Source organism: Ruminococcus sp. Marseille-P328 (assembly GCF_964249465.1).
In the GTDB taxonomy this organism is placed as follows: Bacteria; Bacillota; Clostridia; order Lachnospirales; family Lachnospiraceae; genus Blautia_A; species Blautia_A faecis.
This window is the reverse complement of the sequence record NZ_CAXUBQ010000022.1, coordinates 1-17878: the sequence shown is the minus strand read 5'-3', so window position 1 is coordinate 17878 and position 17878 is coordinate 1. Positions and strand designations below refer to the sequence as shown.

Here is a 17878-nt window from a genome sequence, read left to right as displayed (position 1 = left end):
TGATGTATTACAAAAGAGAAACACTTCATATTCAATTGGAAATATGAGGTGTTTTTTCAAATTTATCAGATTGTCCAGAGCTTTTGTCTTGATGGAAAGAGTTGGGTATGCTAAAATAAAAAGATGTATAGAGAAGACAATATGGGGCCGGAAATATATCATATTTTTATTGTTTGTGGTATAATAGCAAAAGAATGGCGTAAAGAAATGTCAAACGCCTCTAAAAATAAGGAGAAATAGGATAAAATGAAATTAGGTATCGTTGGACTTCCAAATGTAGGAAAAAGTACACTTTTTAATTCCCTGACAAAGGCTGGTGCAGAATCTGCGAACTATCCCTTCTGTACCATTGACCCGAATGTGGGAGTTGTTACTGTGCCGGATGAAAGACTTGCACTGCTTGGTGATTTTTATCATTCCAAGAAAGTGACACCGGCCGTTATAGAATTTGTTGACATTGCAGGACTTGTAAAGGGCGCTTCTAAGGGAGAAGGTCTTGGAAACCAGTTCCTTGCAAACATCCGTGAAGTTGATGCAATCGTTCATGTAGTACGCTGTTTTGAGGATACCAATGTAATTCACGTAGATGGAAGCATCGACCCGATCCGTGATATTGAGACTATCAACCTGGAGCTCATTTTCTCTGATCTTGAGATCCTGGAGAGAAGAATTGCAAAGGTTACCAAGACTGCTCGTATGGACAAAGAAGCTGCAAAAGAGCTTGATTTCCTTCAGAAGATCAAGAAATGGCTGGAAGACGGCAAAATGGCCATCACTATGGAACTGGAGAATGAGGATGAGGAAGCATGGATGGGAACATACAATCTGCTCACTCAGAAACCGGTTATTTACGCTGCAAATGTTGCAGAAGACGATCTTGCAAATGATGGTGCTGACAATGCGCATGTACAGGCTGTAAGAAAATATGCTGCAGAGCAGAACAGTGAGATTTTCGTAATCTGTGCTCAGATCGAGGAAGAGATTTCCGAACTGGATGAGGATGAGAGAAAAATGTTCCTGGAGGATCTTGGACTCAAGGAATCAGGACTTGAGAAGCTGGTTAAGGCAAGTTATCATCTCCTTGGACTTATGAGCTTCCTGACCTCCGGAGAAGATGAGACCAGAGCATGGACCATCAAGATTGGAACCAAGGCTCCGCAGGCAGCAGGTAAGATTCATTCTGATTTTGAGCGTGGATTCATTAAGGCTGAGGTGGTAAACTATCAGGATCTTCTTGACTGTGGCTCCTATGCAGGCGCAAGAGAAAAAGGTCTTGTAAGAATGGAAGGTAAGGATTACGTAGTACAGGATGGCGATGTGATCTTATTCCGTTTCAATGTCTGATAAGTAATAGAAACAGAGGGATAGCATAAATGTCAATTCAGTTTCCGAATCTAGGAATAAACCTGGGTTATGTGGGGAAATCCATTCAAATATTTGGATTTGAGATTACATTTTTTGGCCTTGTAATAGCTCTGGGAATGCTTCTGGGAATGGGATTTGTGATTCTGGAAGCGAAGCGCTGCGGCGAGAATAAAGACGATTATCTGGAAATGATGATCATGTCCCTGCTTCTGGGTGTGGTCGGATCCAGAATGCTTTATGTTTTATGTTCCTGGAATCTTTATAAGGGCAATATTATTGAGATCTTTAATGTGAGAAATGGCGGACTTACATTCTACGGCGGTCTGTTTGGAGGAATGCTGGGAGCAGCCATTTACTGCGGCGTGCGCAGAAAATCTTTTATGCAGATGGCAGATACTGCCAGCATGGGAATCGTTATTGCGCAGATAATAGGAAGGTGGGGAGATTTCTTTAACAGGGAATCTTTCGGTGAGTATACCAACAGCATATTTGCAATGCAGCTCCCTTTATCTGCTGTGCGTTCCAGCGAAGTGACATCTGCAATGAGGGAAAACCTGGAGACAATAGGTGGAACTTCTTATATTCAAGTACATCCGGTTTTCTTATACGAGAGTCTTTGGTGTCTGCTTTTGTTTCTCCTGATGCTTGTGTGGAAGCGCAAAAAACATTTCCACGGAGAAGTATTTCTGAAATATCTGGCAGGATATGGTCTCGGACGATTTTGCATAGAACTTCTTCGAACAGACAAGCTTATGATTCCGGGAACTTCTGTTGGAATTTCCCAGCTGATCTCAGCAGCAATGTTTGTAATCTGTGCTATGATCGCAGTTGTGGAAGAAACCATGGCGAAAAAGAGGGCGGCAAGGCGCAGACGCAGGAGAGAACAGGACTATGAAGCGCAGGAAAGAGCAGCCAGAGAAGCTGAAGCAGAAGAATACAGAGACCGGCTCAGACTGGAGAGAGCTTTTGCAGATGGAGATGCCGCAGGTGTTCGGGAAGTCTATAACGGAACAGCATCTGCTTATGAACATGATTCCGAAGAATCAGAAGAAACTTCGTCTGTGGAAGAAGAGCATCCGGAAGAAAATCCCCGGGATGAAGAGAATACAGAGAAAATCGTGGAAGAGGAAAATTCAGCTGCTGAGGATTTTTATGAGGAGGACTCAGAGAAAGATACAGAAGAAGTTTCTGAGGAGGAAGCCTTTCCAGAGGCTTCCAGTACAGAAAATCATGTGGAAGAAAATGCCGGGATTTCTGAAGAAGAAACTGTTGCTGCGAAAAATCCGACAGCTTCAGAAGAAGATGAATGGTTGTATAGCCAGCCGCGCAGATTTGCGAAAAAACCTGCCCATGAGCAGGAAGATTGATCATATGATTGTCAGATACCTGAATCTGGACTAAACAAAACGTTATTTTGGTGGGAGCGAATCCCACTGAAGTGGCGTTTTTTTGTGTGTAATAGGTAATTTCGCTGGAATTTCCGGCAATATAAAAAGTCCTGCAGGGCAGGATTTATTTGTATAAAAAAATTTTTTGACTGCATTTTCACTGTTTGTAAGGACTTTGTAACAGAATTATGTAATAGATTTCATAATTTCCCACTTGTAATTTAGGGGCAAATGGGTTAGAATGGGTTCATAAGTGGTAGGAAGTGGAGAAAAGTGGTGACAAATGGGGACGAAGTGGCAGAACTTCCATTTGTTTCCCGTCATGAGATACGAGGGGGAGACTCGTATTTCACGAGAGTAGGTGAGTTTTTATGTTCATGGGCGAGTACAATCACACAATCGACGCGAAGGGGCGTTTGATCATCCCAGCGAAATTTCGGGAACCTTTAGGTGAGGAATTTGTTCTTACCAGAGGACTTGATGGTTGTCTTTATATTTATCCTATGGATGAATGGGAAGCCTTTGAAGAGAAACTCCGTGCATTACCACTTACAAATAAAGACGCTAGAGCCTTTTCGCGCTTCTTTGTTGCAGGTGCAACAACATGTGAACTGGACAAGCAGGGGAGAATTCTCGTACCACAGACGTTACGTGAGTTCGCTGGTCTGGAGAAAGATGTTATTCTGGCTGGAAACTTAAGCAGAGTAGAAGTCTGGAGCAAGGAGAAATGGAGCGAGAATTGCAATTATGACGATATGGACAGCATTGCTGCCGACATGGAGAACATGGGAATCGTCATCTGAGCATAAAATAAGCGAGAAATCCAACAGGAGACGGAAATGGAATTTAAACACAAATCTGTATTACTGGACGAGACCGTTGGCGGGCTGAATATTAAGCCGGATGGAATCTATGTGGATGGCACTTTGGGCGGCGCAGGACATGCCATTGAGGTATGCAGGAAACTTTCTGCCAAGGGGAGATTTATTGGTATAGATCAAGACCAGGATGCGATAATTGCTGCGAGTGAACGGCTTGCCGCCTTTGACCAGGTGACAATCATTCGCAGCAATTATTGTTACATGGTACAGGAGCTTTCCGCAAGGGGAATTCACAAGGTTGATGGTATTGTTCTGGATTTGGGAGTATCCTCCTATCAGCTGGACAATGAGGAACGTGGATTTACCTATCGGGTAGATGCACCTCTTGACATGCGCATGGATCAGAGACAGACACAGACTGCCAGTGACATTGTTAACGGTTATGAAGAAAGAGAACTGTATCGCATTATCCGCGATTACGGTGAAGATAAATTTGCGAAAAATATCGCGAAACATATAGTAGCAGCAAGACAGCAGAGCCCCATTATGACAACGGGTCAGCTTACACAGATCATCCGGGAATCCATACCTATGAAGATACAGGCAGCAGGAGGTCATCCGGCTAAGCGTACGTTCCAGGCAATCAGAATTGAGCTGAATAAGGAACTGGATGTTCTTCGTGATTCACTTGATGGGATGATTGATCTTCTGGATGATGGCGGAAGGCTTTGCATTATTACGTTCCATTCACTGGAAGACAGAATTGTAAAAACAATTTTTCGAAAAAATGAGAACCCGTGTACCTGTCCACCGGATTTTCCGGTATGTGTGTGCGGAAAGAAATCCAAGGGGAGAGTTATCACAAGGAAGCCAATTCTTCCAAGTGATGAAGAAATGGAAGAAAACCCGCGTTCTAAGAGTGCTAAGCTTAGAATTTTTGAAAAAAAAGTTTAAAAGAAGGGTAAAAAATGGCGGAGACAGGCAGACATACGAATACTGTGTCAGGTAAAAGACGTCCACAAAATGTGTATGTTGATGGCAACACTGTCCGAAAAGTCCAGGAAGTTCCTGAGCGGAGAGAGTACCGTCAGCCAGAGCATTCTGTTCGTAAAAATAAGGCAAAACCAGAGCTGACCACACCAGAGCAGCAGGTCCGGGGGAACAAGCCGCTTAGTAAGGCAGCCAGGAGAAACCGTGCGAAAGCCAATAATATGAACCGTAATTTTGCCATATTTCTGGCTGCACTTGGTATCCTTATTGTGTTTTGCAGTATTAATTATCTGAAACTGAAAACAGAATGCACCAGTAAAAGAAGCCAGCTGGCCACTCTTGAATCCCAACTGGCCGAGCTGAAAGAAGACAACGATGCATATGAGAGCCAGGTGACTTCAAGTGTTGACCTTGAAAGAATCCGGAAAATCGCCATCGGACGTCTGGGCATGAAATATCCAAGCAACCAGCAGACAGAAACCTATGCGACTGAAGGCGGCAGCTACGTAAGACAGTATCAGGACGTGACCGGGAAGTAATGGGAATGAAGGCAGGTGTTTGATTGACTACTCTGAGAAGAAAAACAAAAAGAAAACCTATAAAAAAAATAAATCACAGTATGAAAAAAAAGCTGTCAATACTGCTCTTTTGCGTATTGGGAGCTTTAATCGTTTTATTGGGAGTTATCACTTATATTAATTTTCAAAGTGGTGACAAGTATAAGAAACAGGTGCTGAGTCAGGCTCAGCAAAAATACCAGAATCGCACAATGCCAGCGAAACGAGGGGCAATCTATGATCGAAATGGCAACATTCTGGCAACGAGCAACAAGGTGTATAATGTTGTACTGGACTGTAAAGCTGTAAATTCAGATGAGGATTATCTGGATCCTACGGTGAATGCTCTGGTTACCATATTTGGCCTTGATGAAGGAGAACTCCGTACCAGGCTTACTTCTGATAAGACCAGGGAGAGTCAGTATCAGATCGTGAAAAAGCAGGTCTCCATGGATGATAAGAAAGCATTCGAGGATTACTGCAGCATACCAGATGATACGGAAATGACCAGGGAAGAAATTCAGGAGAAAAACAATATCCAGGGTGTATGGTTTGAAGAAGATTATCTGAGAGTCTATCCATATAATGAGCTGGCCTGTGATACGCTGGGATTTACTTTTTCCCGAGATACTGCGGACTATGGAATTGAGGGCTACTACAATAGCAGCCTGACAGGAATTGATGGCCGACAGTACGGATATTTCAGTGATGATTCTAACGTGGAGCAAACCATTATCGAAGCTTCTGACGGAAACAGTCTGGAGCTTAGCCTTGATCTTGGAACACAGCAGATTGTGGAAAAATGGGTAAATGCCTTTAAGGAATCTACTGGCGCCAAAAATATAGGAGTGATCGTGGAAGACCCTTCAAGTGGTGAAATCCTTGCCATGGATGGGGGCGACCGATATGATCTTAATGATCCACGTAATCTGTCTTCCTTATATTCAGCAGATGAGATTGCTGCTATGAACGACAGTGAGACCATGGATGCTCTAAGCGCCATGTGGAATAACTTTTGTGTAACCGACATTTACGAACCTGGTTCTGTTGTGAAGCCCATTGTTATGGCAGCTGCTCTGGAACAGGGAAAAATATCCACCAGTGATACCTTCTATTGTGATGGTTACCAGAATTTTGGTGTGCCAGGAAATATGACCACCATCAAATGTGCAAATATTTACGGACACGGAATGGAAACCCTTGCGGAAGTAATCGCAAACTCCTGTAACGATGCCATGATGCAGATTGGTGCAAAGATGGGAGTTGAAAATTTTCTGAAAGCACAGAGTACTTTCAATTTCGGAAGCCGGACAGGAATCGATCTTCCAAATGAGGGATATGGTATTATGCATACTGTTGATACCATGCATGAGACAGAGCTTGCGTGTTCTGCATTTGGTCAGGGATTCAGCTGTACTATGATCCAGGAAATCAATGCAATGTGTTCGGTTATCAATGGCGGCTACTATTATCAGCCACATCTTGTGACAAAAGTCAAAGACGCCAGCGGTGCAACTGTGAAGACAATCAGCCCGCTTCTTCAGAAGCAGACCATTTCTTCCAGCATTTCCGCTGATATCAGAAGCTATATGCAGGCCAGTGTAGAGCAGGGTACCAGTATGACGTCAAAGGTACAGGGTTACAGCTCAGGCGGTAAAACAGGAACTGCGGAGAAATTCCCTCGTGGAAACGGTAAATACGTGGTTTCCTTTATCGGATTTGCCCCGGTTGATGACCCGCAGGTTCTGATTTATGTGGTAATTGACGAGCCCAATGTAGAGGATCAGGCCAGCAGTATTTATCCACAGTATGTGGCACAGGCAATTCTTTCCGAGCTTCTGCCATACATGAATATTCAGCCCGATCAGTCTACAGACGGAACTGTTCCGGAGACAGAGCTTTGGGAGAAATTTAATGGTCATGTAAATACTATATCTGACAGTCAGATTGATGAAAATGGAAATCTGGTGGATGAAGAGGGCAACCTCATTGACTGGGATGGCAATCGGATTGACGAAAATGGTTACCTGCTGAATAGTGACGGAAGTTATCAGATCAATGCAAACGGAGAGTATATAAAATCTGCTAACCTTGATGGAATCAGCGATTCCTACACTGGTTCAGCCGGGGAAACTCTGCCGGAGGCTGTTTCTGATACCAATGTTCCGGGACCTCCGGAAGATAACACGGATCCCATTGAGGATAACAATATGGAGAGTGAAGGCCTGACTAACGAGGAAGCCGGACTGGATTAGAAATACTGTCCATAGGTGGCATAGTATTGGCAGGAAATAAAAAACGGACTGTTCACCATAATACAACACATACCTCCATCTGAAATTAGCATATATTAGTTATGATGATTTCAGATGGGGATTTTTTTATGAAAAAAACCATGACCTTTCACAGGAAAAAAATATGGATGGTTTTTCTTGTATGTGCACTTATGCTTCTGGGACTTGTGGGAAGGCTTGTTTACCTGATGGGGGTTCGGTCGGATTACTATTACCAGAAAGCAGAAGAACTTCATGAAAGAGAACGAGTCATTAAGGCTGCAAGAGGACAGATACTGGATGCAAAAGGGAGGATTCTGGCAGATAATAAAACTGTATGTACCATTTCCGTTATTCACAGTCAGATTAAGGAACCACAGAAGGTTATTGAGGTCTTGTCAAAAGAGTTGGAAATAGATACTGACACAGTGCGTAAAAAAGTTGAAAAAATATCTTCAATTGAACGAATTAAGACAAATGTGGAAAAATCTGTGGGGGATGTGATACGTGGGTATGAACTGGATGGTGTGAAGGTGGATGAGGATTATAAGCGGTATTATCCTTACGGATCTCTGGCTTCCAAGGTTCTGGGATTTACAGGCGGTGACAATCAGGGGATAATTGGCCTGGAAGTGAAATATGAGGAAATTTTAAAGGGACAGGCGGGAAAAATCCTGACCACAACAGATGCCAGAGGCGTGGAAATCGACCAGATCGGAGAAAGCAGGGAAGATCCGGTGGCAGGGGAAAACCTGAAAATCAGTCTGGATGTGGATCTGCAGCAGTATGCTCAGCAGGCGGCTCTGAAAGTAATGGAAGAAAAACAGGCTGCGCGTGTTTCCATACTTCTTATGAATCCGCAGAACGGAGAAATTTATGTATGTGTTAATGTGCCGGAATTTGATCTGAACGATCCTTTTACATTGAATACGGACGTGGACACTTCAGGACTGAATGAACAGGAAAAACAGGATCTTCTGAACCAGATGTGGAGAAATCCCTGCCTGAACGATACATATGAGCCCGGTTCTACCTTTAAGATCATTACCATGTCTGCAGGTCTGGAGGCTGGCGTGGTTTCCGTAAATGACAGATTTTTCTGTCCGGGGTATAAGCTGGTGGATGACAGACGGATTCACTGTGCAAGGAGAACAGGACACGGTTCCCAGAGCTTTGTGGAAGGTGCCCAGAATTCCTGCAATCCGGTTTTTATTGAAGTGGGTCTGAGACTTGGGGTGGAAAACTATTATCATTATTTCAAGGAGTTTGGACTTTTAAAGAAGACAGGTGTAGATCTGCCGGGAGAGGCTGGAACGATCATGCATAAAATGGAAAACATGGGGAATGTGGAGCTGGCAACAGTTGCTTTTGGCCAGTCTTTTCAGATTACGCCAATTCAGCTGGCGACTACAGTCAGTTCTCTGATCAATGGGGGGAGGCGGATCACACCTCATTTTGGGGTATCCGTTCTGAGCTCAGATGGCACCAGCGGAAGAAAGTTGGAATATCCGGTGGAAACGGGGATTATTTCGGAAAAAACATCAGAGACAGTAAGAGGAATTCTGGAGAAAGTAGTGTCAGAAGGTTCCGGAAGAAATGCCCGGATCGAGGGATGCACAGTGGGGGGCAAGACGGCTACTTCCCAGACTTTGCCAAGAAGTGCCAACCGGTATATTTCTTCCTTTCTTGGTTTTATGCCTGCGGAAGATCCACAGATCCTGGGGCTTTGCATTATACATGACCCGCAGGGCGTGTATTACGGAGGAACCATTGCGGCACCTGTGATAAAGAATATTTTTGAGGCGGTGCTAGAGCGTGTTTGAAAAATCATTCCCGCAATCTGCACGCCCCACTTTGTGGGAGATTTCACCCGAATTCGGTTGCCGTAGCCCGCTACGGCGCCCTCATCCGGGCAAAATCTCCCACAAATTGTGACGCACATCTTGCAGAAAGCCTTTTTCAAACACGCTCTAAATCAGAAAAAAGAAAGATAAGCTTCGGTGATCGGTCAGGCTGTGAGCAAGGAGAAGTATGTTACCGGTCACGAAGTAAGCAGTAAACAATGTGGGGATATTATCTTGCAAAAACCAAGCTATGGGTTGATAAATAAGGGGAAAAGCTTTATACTATAAGATGCTTTAAAAAGTTTAGAGCGTGTTTAAAAATGGTTTCTGCAAGATGTGTGTCACAATTTGAGGAAGATTGCGGAATGCTTTTTTAAACAGACTCTGGAACGAAAAAAACGAAAGAATTAAAGAGGTGTGAGGATGGAATTTCATATTGTGATCCCGGTACTGATTTCCTTCGCAATCAGTGCAGTATTAGGACCTGTTATTATTCCTTTTCTGCGTAAGCTGAAAATGGGACAGACAGAGAGAACAGAGGGCGTACAGTCGCATCTGAAAAAGGCCGGAACCCCGACTATGGGCGGCGTGATCTTTCTGATATCCACGATTATTACTTCATTGTTTTATGTAAAAGATTATCCCAAGATTATCCCGGTTCTGTTCCTGACTCTGGGATTCGGACTGATCGGTTTTCTGGATGATTATCTGAAGGTAGTCCTTAGAAGATCTGACGGACTTCTTCCATGGCAGAAATTTCTGCTTCAGGTAGTGGTAACAGGTATTTTTACTTTCTACCTGCTGCGGTATACAGATGTGTCTCTGACCATGCGTATTCCATTCTGGGGGGGACATTATCTGAATCTTGGCTGGCTGGCTGTACCGGTGCTGTTCTTTGCAGTGATCGGAACGGTAAATGGCGTAAACTTTACTGACGGTGTAGATGGTCTTGCTACCAGCGTTACCCTGATCGTAGCCGTATTTTTCACGGTTGTATCCATTGGAACTCAGTCAGGTATCGAGCCTGTCACCTGTGCTGTTATCGGCGGACTGATGGGATTTTTACTTTACAATGTATACCCGGCAAGTGTGTTCATGGGAGATACAGGATCTCTGGCGCTTGGTGGATTTGTGGCAGGTGTGGCTTATATGCTGCAGATGCCTCTGTTTATACTGATCGTGGGACTGATCTATCTGGTTGAGGTATTGTCCGTTATGATCCAGGTAACCTATTTCAAAGCAACACATGGCAAACGTATTTTCAAAATGGCGCCTATCCATCATCATTTTGAGCTTTGCGGATGGTCAGAAGCCAGAGTAGTTGCAGTGTTTACTATTGTGACTGCAATTATGTGCCTGATCGGACTTTTAGCCCTGTAAGAGCTGCCTGAAAAGGGAGAATTCCGGGGCATCCATTGCAAGGCATTAAGGAGGAAATAAATCATGGAATTAAAAGGAAAAAAAGTTCTGGTTTTCGGAGCCGGAAAAAGCGGTATCGGCGCAGCTGATCTTCTGAATGCAGTTGGTGCCTGCCCGGTTCTCTACGATGGAAAAGCAGATCTGGATAAAGAAAGCGTATTACATAAAATCAGTGGAAATTATGAACTTCCCATCTATGCAGGAGAGCTGCCGAAGGAAGTTCAGGAAAGCCTGGATCTTGTGGTATTAAGTCCTGGAGTTCCCACAGATCTTCCAATAGTAAAAGGTTTTTATGATCAGGGACTTCCTGTGTGGGGCGAGGTTGAACTGGCTTATCAGACTGGAAAGGGTGAAGTTCTTGCAATTACCGGAACAAACGGAAAAACTACAACAACAGCCCTTCTTGGGAAAATCATGTCAGATGCACGCCCATCTGTATTTGTTGTTGGAAATATTGGAACTCCGTATACTTCCAAGTCACTGGAGATGACAGATGAGACGGTCACGGTTGCAGAGATCAGCAGCTTCCAGCTTGAGACTATCTGGAAATTTGCTCCAAGGGTAAGCGCCATTTTGAATATCACAGAGGATCATCTGAACCGTCATCATACAATGGCTGAGTATATCCGCGTGAAAGAGCTGATCACAAGCAACCAGGGTCCGGAGGATGTATGTGTGCTGAATTATGAGGATGAAATCCTTCGTGAATTTGGCAAAAGCATTGTGCCAAAGGCTGTATATTTTTCCAGTGCAAGAGAACTTGAACAGGGTATTTTCCTGAGAGGAGACCAGATTATTCTCCGCACAGAGAAAGAGGAGATTCCGGTTGTGAGAACAGGAGAACTGAAGCTTCTTGGTACACACAATTTTGAGAATGTAATGGCAGCAGTGGCCATGGCTTACTACGCAGGTGTTGATATGGATAGTATCCGTAGGAGTATCTGTGAGTTTACAGCCGTGGAGCACAGAATTGAGTATGTAACTGAGAAAAACGGTGTGGCATATTATAACGATTCAAAGGGAACCAACCCGGATGCGGCTATTAAGGGAATCCAGGCAATGAACCGTCCGACTCTTCTGATTGGCGGCGGATATGATAAGGAATCCAGTTATGATGAGTGGATTCAGGCATTTGACGGCAAAGTAAGGTATCTGGTACTTATTGGTCAGACGAAAGAGAAAATTAAGGCTGCGGCTGAGAAGAATGGCTTTCATGATGTTATTCTCTGTGAGGATCTGAAAGAAGCTGTGCAGGTGTGTGCGGATAAGGCAAACGCCGGGGACGCGGTCCTTTTATCTCCTGCATGCGCAAGCTGGGGTCAGTTTGACAATTATGAGCAGAGAGGCCAGATGTTTAAGGAGTATGTGAGAGCACTGTAATATACCGCAAATTGCAGCGTACATCTTGAAGAAAGCCTTTTGGAGGCATGCTCTGGAGCTTGTTTGAAAAATCATCCCTGTAATCTGCACGTTCCGTTTTGCAGTATATTTCACTCGAACTCGGTTGTCGTAGCCATAGAATGTGATTGGCGGCAGGTACAGAAACTTATGATTTATTTCATAGAATACCCGGATCTGGCATATGCTTTAACCAAGGCATGGGACGTCAGGAGCAGATCTCTATGATCCGGGAGCGAAAGAAAGAAACGAAAACAGACACGGTCTTACTGATCCTTGTGCTGCTTCTGGCAGTATTCGGACTGGTCATGCTGTTTTCCATCAGTGAATATAATGGCAGAGTACGTTTCGGCGACTCTGCCTATTATTTTAAAAAGCAGCTTTTTGCAACAGCTCTGGGCCTTATGACCATGTACATAGTAGCAGAGACAGATTACAGATTCTTTGTTCGGCTGGCACCGGCTGCTTATCTCTTATCTATGGGACTTTCTACAGCAGTTTTATTTGTAGGACAGGAAATCAATGGCTCCAGAAGGTGGCTGAATTTTGGACCGTTGTCTTTTCAGCCTTCGGAATTTGCAAAAGCAGCAGTGATCCTTTTTCTCACCTGGCAGATCCAGGGAAGCAAAAAGACTACAGCTGGCTTCTGGTTTATGTGCAGGACAATGCTGACACTTCTTCCAATTGTAGGACTGGTAGGCTCCAATAATCTAAGTACGGCAATTATAATCCTTGGAATCGGTGTAATCCTGATTTTTATATCAGATCCGGGATATGCCAGATTTATTGGAATGGGAGTGACTGGTGCAGCAGTGATCGCAGTGTTTCTGGCAGCAGAGAGCTACCGTCTGGAAAGGCTTGCCATATGGCGGAATCCGGAGAAGTATGAAAAGGGTTTTCAGACCATTCAGGGACTTTATGCTATTGGAAGCGGCGGGCTTTTCGGAAGAGGATTTGGCAGCAGCCTGCAGAAACTGGGATTTGTGCCGGAAGCCCAGAATGATATGATCTTTTCCATTATCTGCGAAGAACTGGGACTGACCGGAGCTTTTTTTCTCATTGGCATATTTGGGCTTCTTATGTGGAGACTGATGGTGATTGCCCTTCACTGCCGGGAACTGCAGGGAACACTTTTATGCGTTGGCATTATGAGCCATATGGCCATTCAGGTGATCCTGAATATTGCGGTGGTGACAAACACCATTCCAAATACAGGAATCACGCTTCCCTTTATCAGCTATGGCGGAACCTCAGTGGTGTTTCTTCTGGGCGAGATGGGGCTGGCTTTGAGCGTAAGCAGAAAATGAAATTTTATCACCAGTCAGAAATATTCGCATACAATAAAAGGTAAGAGGCCCTTTAGGAGTGAATGGCTTGAATGACCGGATTTACATTGAGGGAGGACACCAGCTGAAGGGAAGTATTCGGATACAGGGCTCAAAAAATGCAGCGCTTCCTATGATGGCGGCGTCTCTTTTACATCGGGGAGTCAGTGTGCTCAAAGGCTGTCCGCGGATCGCGGATGTTTTTTGTATGGAGGAAATTCTTCAGAAGCTTGGGGCAGTGACCTGGTGGGAAGACCATGATCTGTATATGGACTGCGAAAATGCCGGTAAATGGTCAGTTCCTTTTGAATTTACAGGGAGGATGCGGTCTTCCGTGATTCTTCTTGGAGCGCTTCTCGCAAGAAATGGGAAAGGAAGCCTTGGTTATCCAGGTGGGTGCGTGATCGGGAAAAGACCTATTGATATGCATCTTTTTGTGCTTCGGAAGCTTGGCGCAGTGGTCACAGAGGAACAGGGAGTTTTGATGGCAGAAGCACCTCATCTGCAAGGGGCATTGGTTTCTTTTTCAAAAAGAAGTGTGGGAGCTACCCAGCAGGGCATTTTAGGAGCCGTGCTTGCAGAGGGAGAGACTGTATTGGAAAATTGTGCCTGTGAGCCGGAAATACAGTGGCTTTGCAGGTATATGCGTTCCATGGGAGCAAAAATACAGGGGGATGGAACTTCTGAAATAAGAATCCAGGGAGTTAAAAGCCTGAGTGCCGGGTGCATTCAGGTGCCGCCAGACCGCATTGTGTCAGGAACCTATATCTGTGCGGCAGCTATAACCAGAAGCCAGATCGTTCTTGAAAACCCTCCGGAAGGAGAACTGAAGGCCTTTCTGGAAGTATATAGGAAAATGGGTGGACAATATAAAGGTAACAGTGGTAAACTATTAGTCAATGGAAAAAATGTTCAAAGCCCTGTTAAACTGCTGGAAACGGGTGTTTATCCAGGATTTCCAACAGATCTGCAGTCTCCCGTAATGGCAGTTCTTTCCACCATAGAGGGGGAAAGTTGCATTCGTGAAATGGTTTTTGAAGACCGTTATAAAGCAGCTGACCAGTTGCGGAAAATGGGAGCCAGGATCCGCGTACAGGGAAATGAGGCTGTAATCTGCGGTGTAAAGACTTTACATGGAGCAGCTGTGCAGGCGCAGGAATTAAGAGGCGGTGCGTCCCTGATCCTGGCAGCACTTGGGGCTAAGGGAGTTACCGTACTGGAAGGATATTCTTTTGTACAGCGGGGGTATGAGCATATTTGCCAGGATCTTAATGCGCTGGGAGCAGCAGTAAAAAGGATACAGGAATAACAATATATGAAATCACTGAAAATGAAGTTGATCTATAGAAAACATAAGAAAGCGATTCTGGGTACCCTGGGGGCAGTTCTGCTGGCAGGACTTGTCTTTTTCTTTTCCTATTTTCATGTGACAAAGGTGGAGGTAATGGGAACCTCTCGTTACACGGATGAACAGGTGAAGGAGATGGCTTTGCAGGGGGTTTTTACGGATAATTCCGTTCTTGCAGTTTTGCTCCATTCCAGGGTGGACGTAGAGGGTGTGCCTTTTGTGGAAGGCTTTTATATTACCAGGCTTTCTCATAACAGTATCTGCATCAGTGTCCGGGAAAAGAAGGCGGTAGGCTGCATTCCTTATCTGGACAGCTATATTTATTTTGACAGAAACGGTATTTTTATTGAAAGTTCCCATACAAGGGATGAACTGGTGCCTTTTTTTGACGGCATTGAAGTAAGCCATGTGATCGAAGGGGAGAAGCTTCCAATTAAAGGAAACTCGGTGCTTACCACTGCGGTGGCGCTGTCAACTATTTTCCAGAAGAACGATGCCATACCGGATCATATTGAATTTGACACCAGTTATCAGATTACCTTGACTTATGGAGATATCCGGGTGATGCTGGGAAAGGACGAGTATCTTGAGGACAAGATGACACGTGTCAACGCAATTTTGCCCAAGCTTTCTGGCAAAAAGGGAATCCTTCATCTGGAAAATGTAAATGACAATTCCAAGACGATTACCTTCGAGCAGGATCTGGGCGAGGATGGCGTGATTGAGGATGTGGATACTGCGGCTGCTTACGAGAATGCAGTGGCTAACTGGCATGGAGGGTATGACCTGGAGGGTGACTATACCGGTGAAGGGGAATATGACCAGAACGGAAACTATGTAGGCTCCAGACCTACTGAGGAGAGTATTGCTGCAAATGGCAGCTGGCTTGGCGGATATATGGAAGATGGAAGCTATACCGGTTATGGGCAGCTGGATAAAGATGGAAATTATGTAGGTCCCAATCCCAATGAAACCAGTGAAGATGGAAGCGAAGAGGAGCTTGAAGATTACAGTGAGGACTACAGCGAAGACTATAATAACAGCGGTTATGACGGGTACGATGAGGAATATTAGAGAGTGTCTGAAAATCTCCTGTAAATGTGATGCACATTTTGCAGAAAGCCTTTTTCAAACACACTCTGAGGAAAATATCGCGTATTTCGCGAAAAAAGTATAAAAAAACAAAATTAGTGGTTGATAAATTCACAAAAAAAATATATGATATAGCTATATGCAGCTTGGTATATATATTTGCTGAAATTAAAGATAAAGGATATAAGGTAGAAATAAAGGAGGAAGTACATTGTTAGAGATAATGTCAAATGAGGCGGAATCCTCTGCTAAGATTATTGTAATCGGAGTAGGCGGCGCCGGAAATAACGCAGTTAACAGAATGGTTGAAGAAGCCATCGGCGGGGTAGAGTTTGTAGGAGTGAATACAGATAAGCAGGCTCTGACTCTGTGTAAAGCTCCAACTGTACTTCAGATCGGTGAGAAAATTACCAAAGGTCTTGGTGCAGGAGCACAGCCTGAGGTTGGACAGAAAGCAGCAGAAGAGAGCATTGAGGAAGTAAAACAGATCATCGAAGGTGCTGACATGGTATTCGTTACCTGCGGTATGGGCGGTGGAACTGGTACAGGTGCTGCACCGGTTATCGCAGCAGCAGCTAAGGAAATGGGGATCCTCACTGTAGGTGTTGTGACCAAACCTTTCCGTTTTGAAGCTAAGACACGTATGAACAACGCACTTGCAGGTATTGAGAACCTGAAGAAGGCTGTTGATACATTAATTGTAATTCCTAATGACAAATTACTGGAGATTGTAGATCGCCGCACAACTATGCCGGAAGCACTTCGTAAAGCAGACGAGGTTCTGCAGCAGGCAGTTCAGGGCATCACAGATCTGATTAATCTGCCGGCTCTTATCAACCTTGACTTTGCTGATGTTCAGACTGTTATGACAGATAAAGGTATTGCACACATTGGTATCGGTGAGGCAAGAGGCGATGACAAGGCTATGGAGGCTGTACAGCAGGCTGTATCCTCTCCGCTTCTTGAGACTACCATCAAGGGTGCTACACACGTTATCATCAACATTTCCGGTGATATTTCCCTTATGGACGCAAATGATGCTGCAAGCTATGTACAGGAGCTTACAGGTGAAGATGCAAATATCATCTTTGGTGCTATGTATGATGACTCTGTTGCTGATTATGCGAGAATCACTGTTATTGCTACAGGCCTTTCTGATAATGCACAGGCATCCAATCCATTTGGAAATAAGGCAAGCAACTCTGTATTTGCCAATAAGAGACCTGCTTCCACTACAGCGTCTGCTGGTGTGAATCTGAACATGCCGTCTTTCAGCATGCCGACTATGAATGCTACACCATTCACAGCGAAGACACCATCCAGCACGGTTCAGAAGAAAGATATCCAGATCCCGGATTTCTTAAGAAACAGATAATGAATGGAAATTAAAAGGCCCTCGCACATTTGTGCGGGGGCTGTTTTTGAATTTGCGGCTATTTTCTGGAACCTGTTTGAAAAATTTTTGCAGAAAGCCTTTTTCAAACACGCTCTAGCACTGGCATTCAAAGGTATCGCATTTTGTTTCGGAACATACTTTTGCACCGCTTCCGGCTACATCAATAGCAGCTGCAGTACATTTACAGTTTTCGTTATAGGTACAGTTGTGGGCTTTGCAGTCAATCTGGATGGTCTCACATCCACAGCCGTTTTTGGCACTGTTCATGGCACCCTGGCTCTTTTCCCGGAAGCTTCCGCAGGATGTTTCTTCAGAACTTTTTGCACTGTCACCCATGACGTTGATTTCCCCTCTGGAACAAAGCATATCTTCATTGTAAGCACAGGTTGTTGCGGAACATTTTAAAATTGTCATGTTTTTTACCTCCTGATTTTGTATGCTTGATTTTGCAAACATTTGCAGTTGTTCAGCAGACCGTATTTCATGAGGGCACTAAACCGCTGCAGCAGTCTTAGTTTTTCCTGTGCCTGCAAAAAATATGCACAAATTTATAAGAAAAAAATTATTAGAAAAAATAAAAAAACATCTGTCAAGCGTTTTTGAAAATGTCCTAAAATAATTGAAGTATTAGCCCCGGCTTTTTGCTGGGGCTTGTTATATTG

18 protein-coding genes and 1 pseudogene are annotated in these 17878 nt (G+C 44.3%); 16 read left to right on the top strand and 3 right to left on the bottom strand.

What is annotated here, in order from left to right; all coding sequences use genetic code 11:
- Positions 1–246: 246 nt before the first annotated feature.
- From ychF to ACESTK_RS15025, 7 genes are all read left to right on the top strand, one after another.
- A complete protein-coding gene (gene ychF, locus ACESTK_RS15055; protein WP_021926448.1) occupies positions 247–1344 on the top strand; it encodes a redox-regulated ATPase YchF in 1098 nt (365 codons plus the stop codon).
- Between the two features lie 29 nt (positions 1345–1373).
- Positions 1374–2732 (top strand): prolipoprotein diacylglyceryl transferase, encoded by a 1359-nt coding sequence (gene lgt, locus ACESTK_RS15050; protein ID WP_373120151.1) that lies wholly within the window; start codon positions 1374–1376, stop codon positions 2730–2732.
- Positions 2733–3124: 392 nt separating this feature from the next.
- Complete coding sequence (mraZ, locus tag ACESTK_RS15045; protein WP_118578197.1) at positions 3125–3556, top strand: division/cell wall cluster transcriptional repressor MraZ; 432 nt, start codon at positions 3125–3127, stop codon at positions 3554–3556.
- Positions 3557–3592: 36 nt separating this feature from the next.
- Positions 3593–4528: a 16S rRNA (cytosine(1402)-N(4))-methyltransferase RsmH gene (gene rsmH / locus ACESTK_RS15040; protein WP_373120149.1), complete on the top strand. Its 936-nt coding sequence runs from the start codon at positions 3593–3595 to the stop codon at positions 4526–4528.
- A 14-nt stretch (positions 4529–4542) separates the two neighbouring features.
- Positions 4543–5103, top strand: a complete 561-nt coding sequence (locus ACESTK_RS15035; protein ID WP_118578198.1) for a septum formation initiator family protein — start codon at positions 4543–4545, stop codon at positions 5101–5103.
- Between the two features lie 230 nt (positions 5104–5333).
- Positions 5334–7376 carry a penicillin-binding protein 2 gene (locus ACESTK_RS15030; RefSeq protein ID WP_243243586.1) on the top strand — a complete coding sequence of 681 codons (2043 nt, stop codon included), beginning with the start codon at positions 5334–5336 and terminating at the stop codon, positions 7374–7376.
- Between the two features lie 128 nt (positions 7377–7504).
- Positions 7505–9217 carry a penicillin-binding protein 2 gene (locus ACESTK_RS15025; protein ID WP_148461135.1) on the top strand — a complete coding sequence of 571 codons (1713 nt, stop codon included), beginning with the start codon at positions 7505–7507 and terminating at the stop codon, positions 9215–9217.
- Here the strand turns inward: ACESTK_RS15025 and ACESTK_RS15020 are convergent.
- Positions 9151–9336, bottom strand: coding sequence for a DUF6783 domain-containing protein (locus ACESTK_RS15020; protein WP_313719214.1), 186 nt, complete (start codon positions 9334–9336; stop codon positions 9151–9153). The two genes, ACESTK_RS15025 and ACESTK_RS15020, sit on opposite strands and share 67 nt — an antisense overlap.
- On the opposite strand from ACESTK_RS15020, the pseudogene ACESTK_RS15015 reads away from it, so the two are divergent.
- From ACESTK_RS15015 to murD, 3 genes and pseudogenes are all read left to right on the top strand, one after another.
- A pseudogene (locus ACESTK_RS15015) lies at positions 9274–9453 on the top strand (DUF6783 domain-containing protein); the annotation flags it as partial. The gene ACESTK_RS15020 and the pseudogene ACESTK_RS15015 sit on opposite strands and share 63 nt — an antisense overlap.
- A gap of 208 nt (positions 9454–9661) precedes the next feature.
- On the top strand, positions 9662–10618 hold the full coding sequence (mraY, locus tag ACESTK_RS15010) for a phospho-N-acetylmuramoyl-pentapeptide-transferase (RefSeq protein ID WP_148461137.1): 957 nt from the start codon (positions 9662–9664) through the stop codon (positions 10616–10618).
- 63 nt (positions 10619–10681) lie between these two features.
- Positions 10682–12037, top strand: coding sequence for a UDP-N-acetylmuramoyl-L-alanine--D-glutamate ligase (gene murD / locus ACESTK_RS15005; protein ID WP_148461138.1), 1356 nt, complete (start codon positions 10682–10684; stop codon positions 12035–12037).
- Here the strand turns inward: murD and ACESTK_RS15000 are convergent.
- Positions 11951–12184 carry a DUF6783 domain-containing protein gene (locus tag ACESTK_RS15000; protein WP_347708922.1) on the bottom strand — a complete coding sequence of 78 codons (234 nt, stop codon included), beginning with the start codon at positions 12182–12184 and terminating at the stop codon, positions 11951–11953. The genes murD and ACESTK_RS15000 overlap by 87 nt on opposite strands.
- Here ACESTK_RS15000 and ACESTK_RS14995 point away from each other — a divergent pair.
- The 6 genes from ACESTK_RS14995 (at position 12101) to ftsZ (ending at position 17195) form a co-directional block, all read left to right on the top strand.
- Positions 12101–12283, top strand: a complete 183-nt coding sequence (locus ACESTK_RS14995) for a DUF6783 domain-containing protein (RefSeq protein ID WP_373120146.1) — start codon at positions 12101–12103, stop codon at positions 12281–12283. The genes ACESTK_RS15000 and ACESTK_RS14995 overlap by 84 nt on opposite strands.
- A complete protein-coding gene (locus tag ACESTK_RS14990) occupies positions 12280–13362 on the top strand; it encodes an FtsW/RodA/SpoVE family cell cycle protein (RefSeq protein WP_187565056.1) in 1083 nt (360 codons plus the stop codon). The genes ACESTK_RS14995 and ACESTK_RS14990 overlap by 4 nt, the downstream gene beginning before the upstream one ends.
- 67 nt (positions 13363–13429) lie before the next feature.
- Positions 13430–14689, top strand: coding sequence for a UDP-N-acetylglucosamine 1-carboxyvinyltransferase (murA, locus tag ACESTK_RS14985; protein ID WP_179962525.1), 1260 nt, complete (start codon positions 13430–13432; stop codon positions 14687–14689).
- 6 nt (positions 14690–14695) lie between these two features.
- Positions 14696–15802 carry a cell division protein FtsQ/DivIB gene (locus tag ACESTK_RS14980; protein WP_226854683.1) on the top strand — a complete coding sequence of 369 codons (1107 nt, stop codon included), beginning with the start codon at positions 14696–14698 and terminating at the stop codon, positions 15800–15802.
- Complete coding sequence (locus ACESTK_RS14975; protein WP_368361298.1) at positions 15711–15905, top strand: DUF6783 domain-containing protein; 195 nt, start codon at positions 15711–15713, stop codon at positions 15903–15905. The genes ACESTK_RS14980 and ACESTK_RS14975 overlap by 92 nt, the downstream gene beginning before the upstream one ends.
- Before the next feature lie 126 nt (positions 15906–16031).
- Positions 16032–17195 (top strand): cell division protein FtsZ, encoded by a 1164-nt coding sequence (gene ftsZ / locus ACESTK_RS14970; protein WP_330382736.1) that lies wholly within the window; start codon positions 16032–16034, stop codon positions 17193–17195.
- Positions 17196–17309: 114 nt separating this feature from the next.
- Here the strand turns inward: ftsZ and ACESTK_RS14965 are convergent, their stop codons facing one another.
- On the bottom strand, positions 17310–17630 hold the full coding sequence (locus tag ACESTK_RS14965; protein ID WP_148461140.1) for a DUF1540 domain-containing protein: 321 nt from the start codon (positions 17628–17630) through the stop codon (positions 17310–17312).
- Positions 17631–17878 lie beyond the last annotated feature (248 nt).

Excerpts from the sequence above, each read along its gene's own strand:
- ychF (WP_021926448.1), top strand. The coding sequence starts at position 247 with ATGAAATTAGGTATCGTTGGACTTCCAAATGTAGGAAAAAGTACACTT.
- lgt (WP_373120151.1), top strand. The coding sequence starts at position 1,374 with ATGTCAATTCAGTTTCCGAATCTAGGAATAAACCTGGGTTATGTGGGG.
- mraZ (WP_118578197.1), top strand. The coding sequence starts at position 3,125 with ATGTTCATGGGCGAGTACAATCACACAATCGACGCGAAGGGGCGTTTG.
- rsmH (WP_373120149.1), top strand. The coding sequence starts at position 3,593 with ATGGAATTTAAACACAAATCTGTATTACTGGACGAGACCGTTGGCGGG.
- ACESTK_RS15035 (WP_118578198.1), top strand. The coding sequence starts at position 4,543 with ATGGCGGAGACAGGCAGACATACGAATACTGTGTCAGGTAAAAGACGT.
- ACESTK_RS15030 (WP_243243586.1), top strand. The coding sequence starts at position 5,334 with ATGCCAGCGAAACGAGGGGCAATCTATGATCGAAATGGCAACATTCTG.
- ACESTK_RS15025 (WP_148461135.1), top strand. The coding sequence starts at position 7,505 with ATGAAAAAAACCATGACCTTTCACAGGAAAAAAATATGGATGGTTTTT.
- ACESTK_RS15020 (WP_313719214.1), bottom strand. The coding sequence starts at position 9,336 with ATGTGCGTCACAATTTGTGGGAGATTTTGCCCGGATGAGGGCGCCGTA.
- mraY (WP_148461137.1), top strand. The coding sequence starts at position 9,662 with ATGGAATTTCATATTGTGATCCCGGTACTGATTTCCTTCGCAATCAGT.
- murD (WP_148461138.1), top strand. The coding sequence starts at position 10,682 with ATGGAATTAAAAGGAAAAAAAGTTCTGGTTTTCGGAGCCGGAAAAAGC.
- ACESTK_RS14990 (WP_187565056.1), top strand. The coding sequence starts at position 12,280 with ATGATCCGGGAGCGAAAGAAAGAAACGAAAACAGACACGGTCTTACTG.
- ACESTK_RS14980 (WP_226854683.1), top strand. The coding sequence starts at position 14,696 with ATGAAATCACTGAAAATGAAGTTGATCTATAGAAAACATAAGAAAGCG.
- ACESTK_RS14975 (WP_368361298.1), top strand. The coding sequence starts at position 15,711 with ATGGAAGCGAAGAGGAGCTTGAAGATTACAGTGAGGACTACAGCGAAG.
- ACESTK_RS14965 (WP_148461140.1), bottom strand. The coding sequence starts at position 17,630 with ATGACAATTTTAAAATGTTCCGCAACAACCTGTGCTTACAATGAAGAT.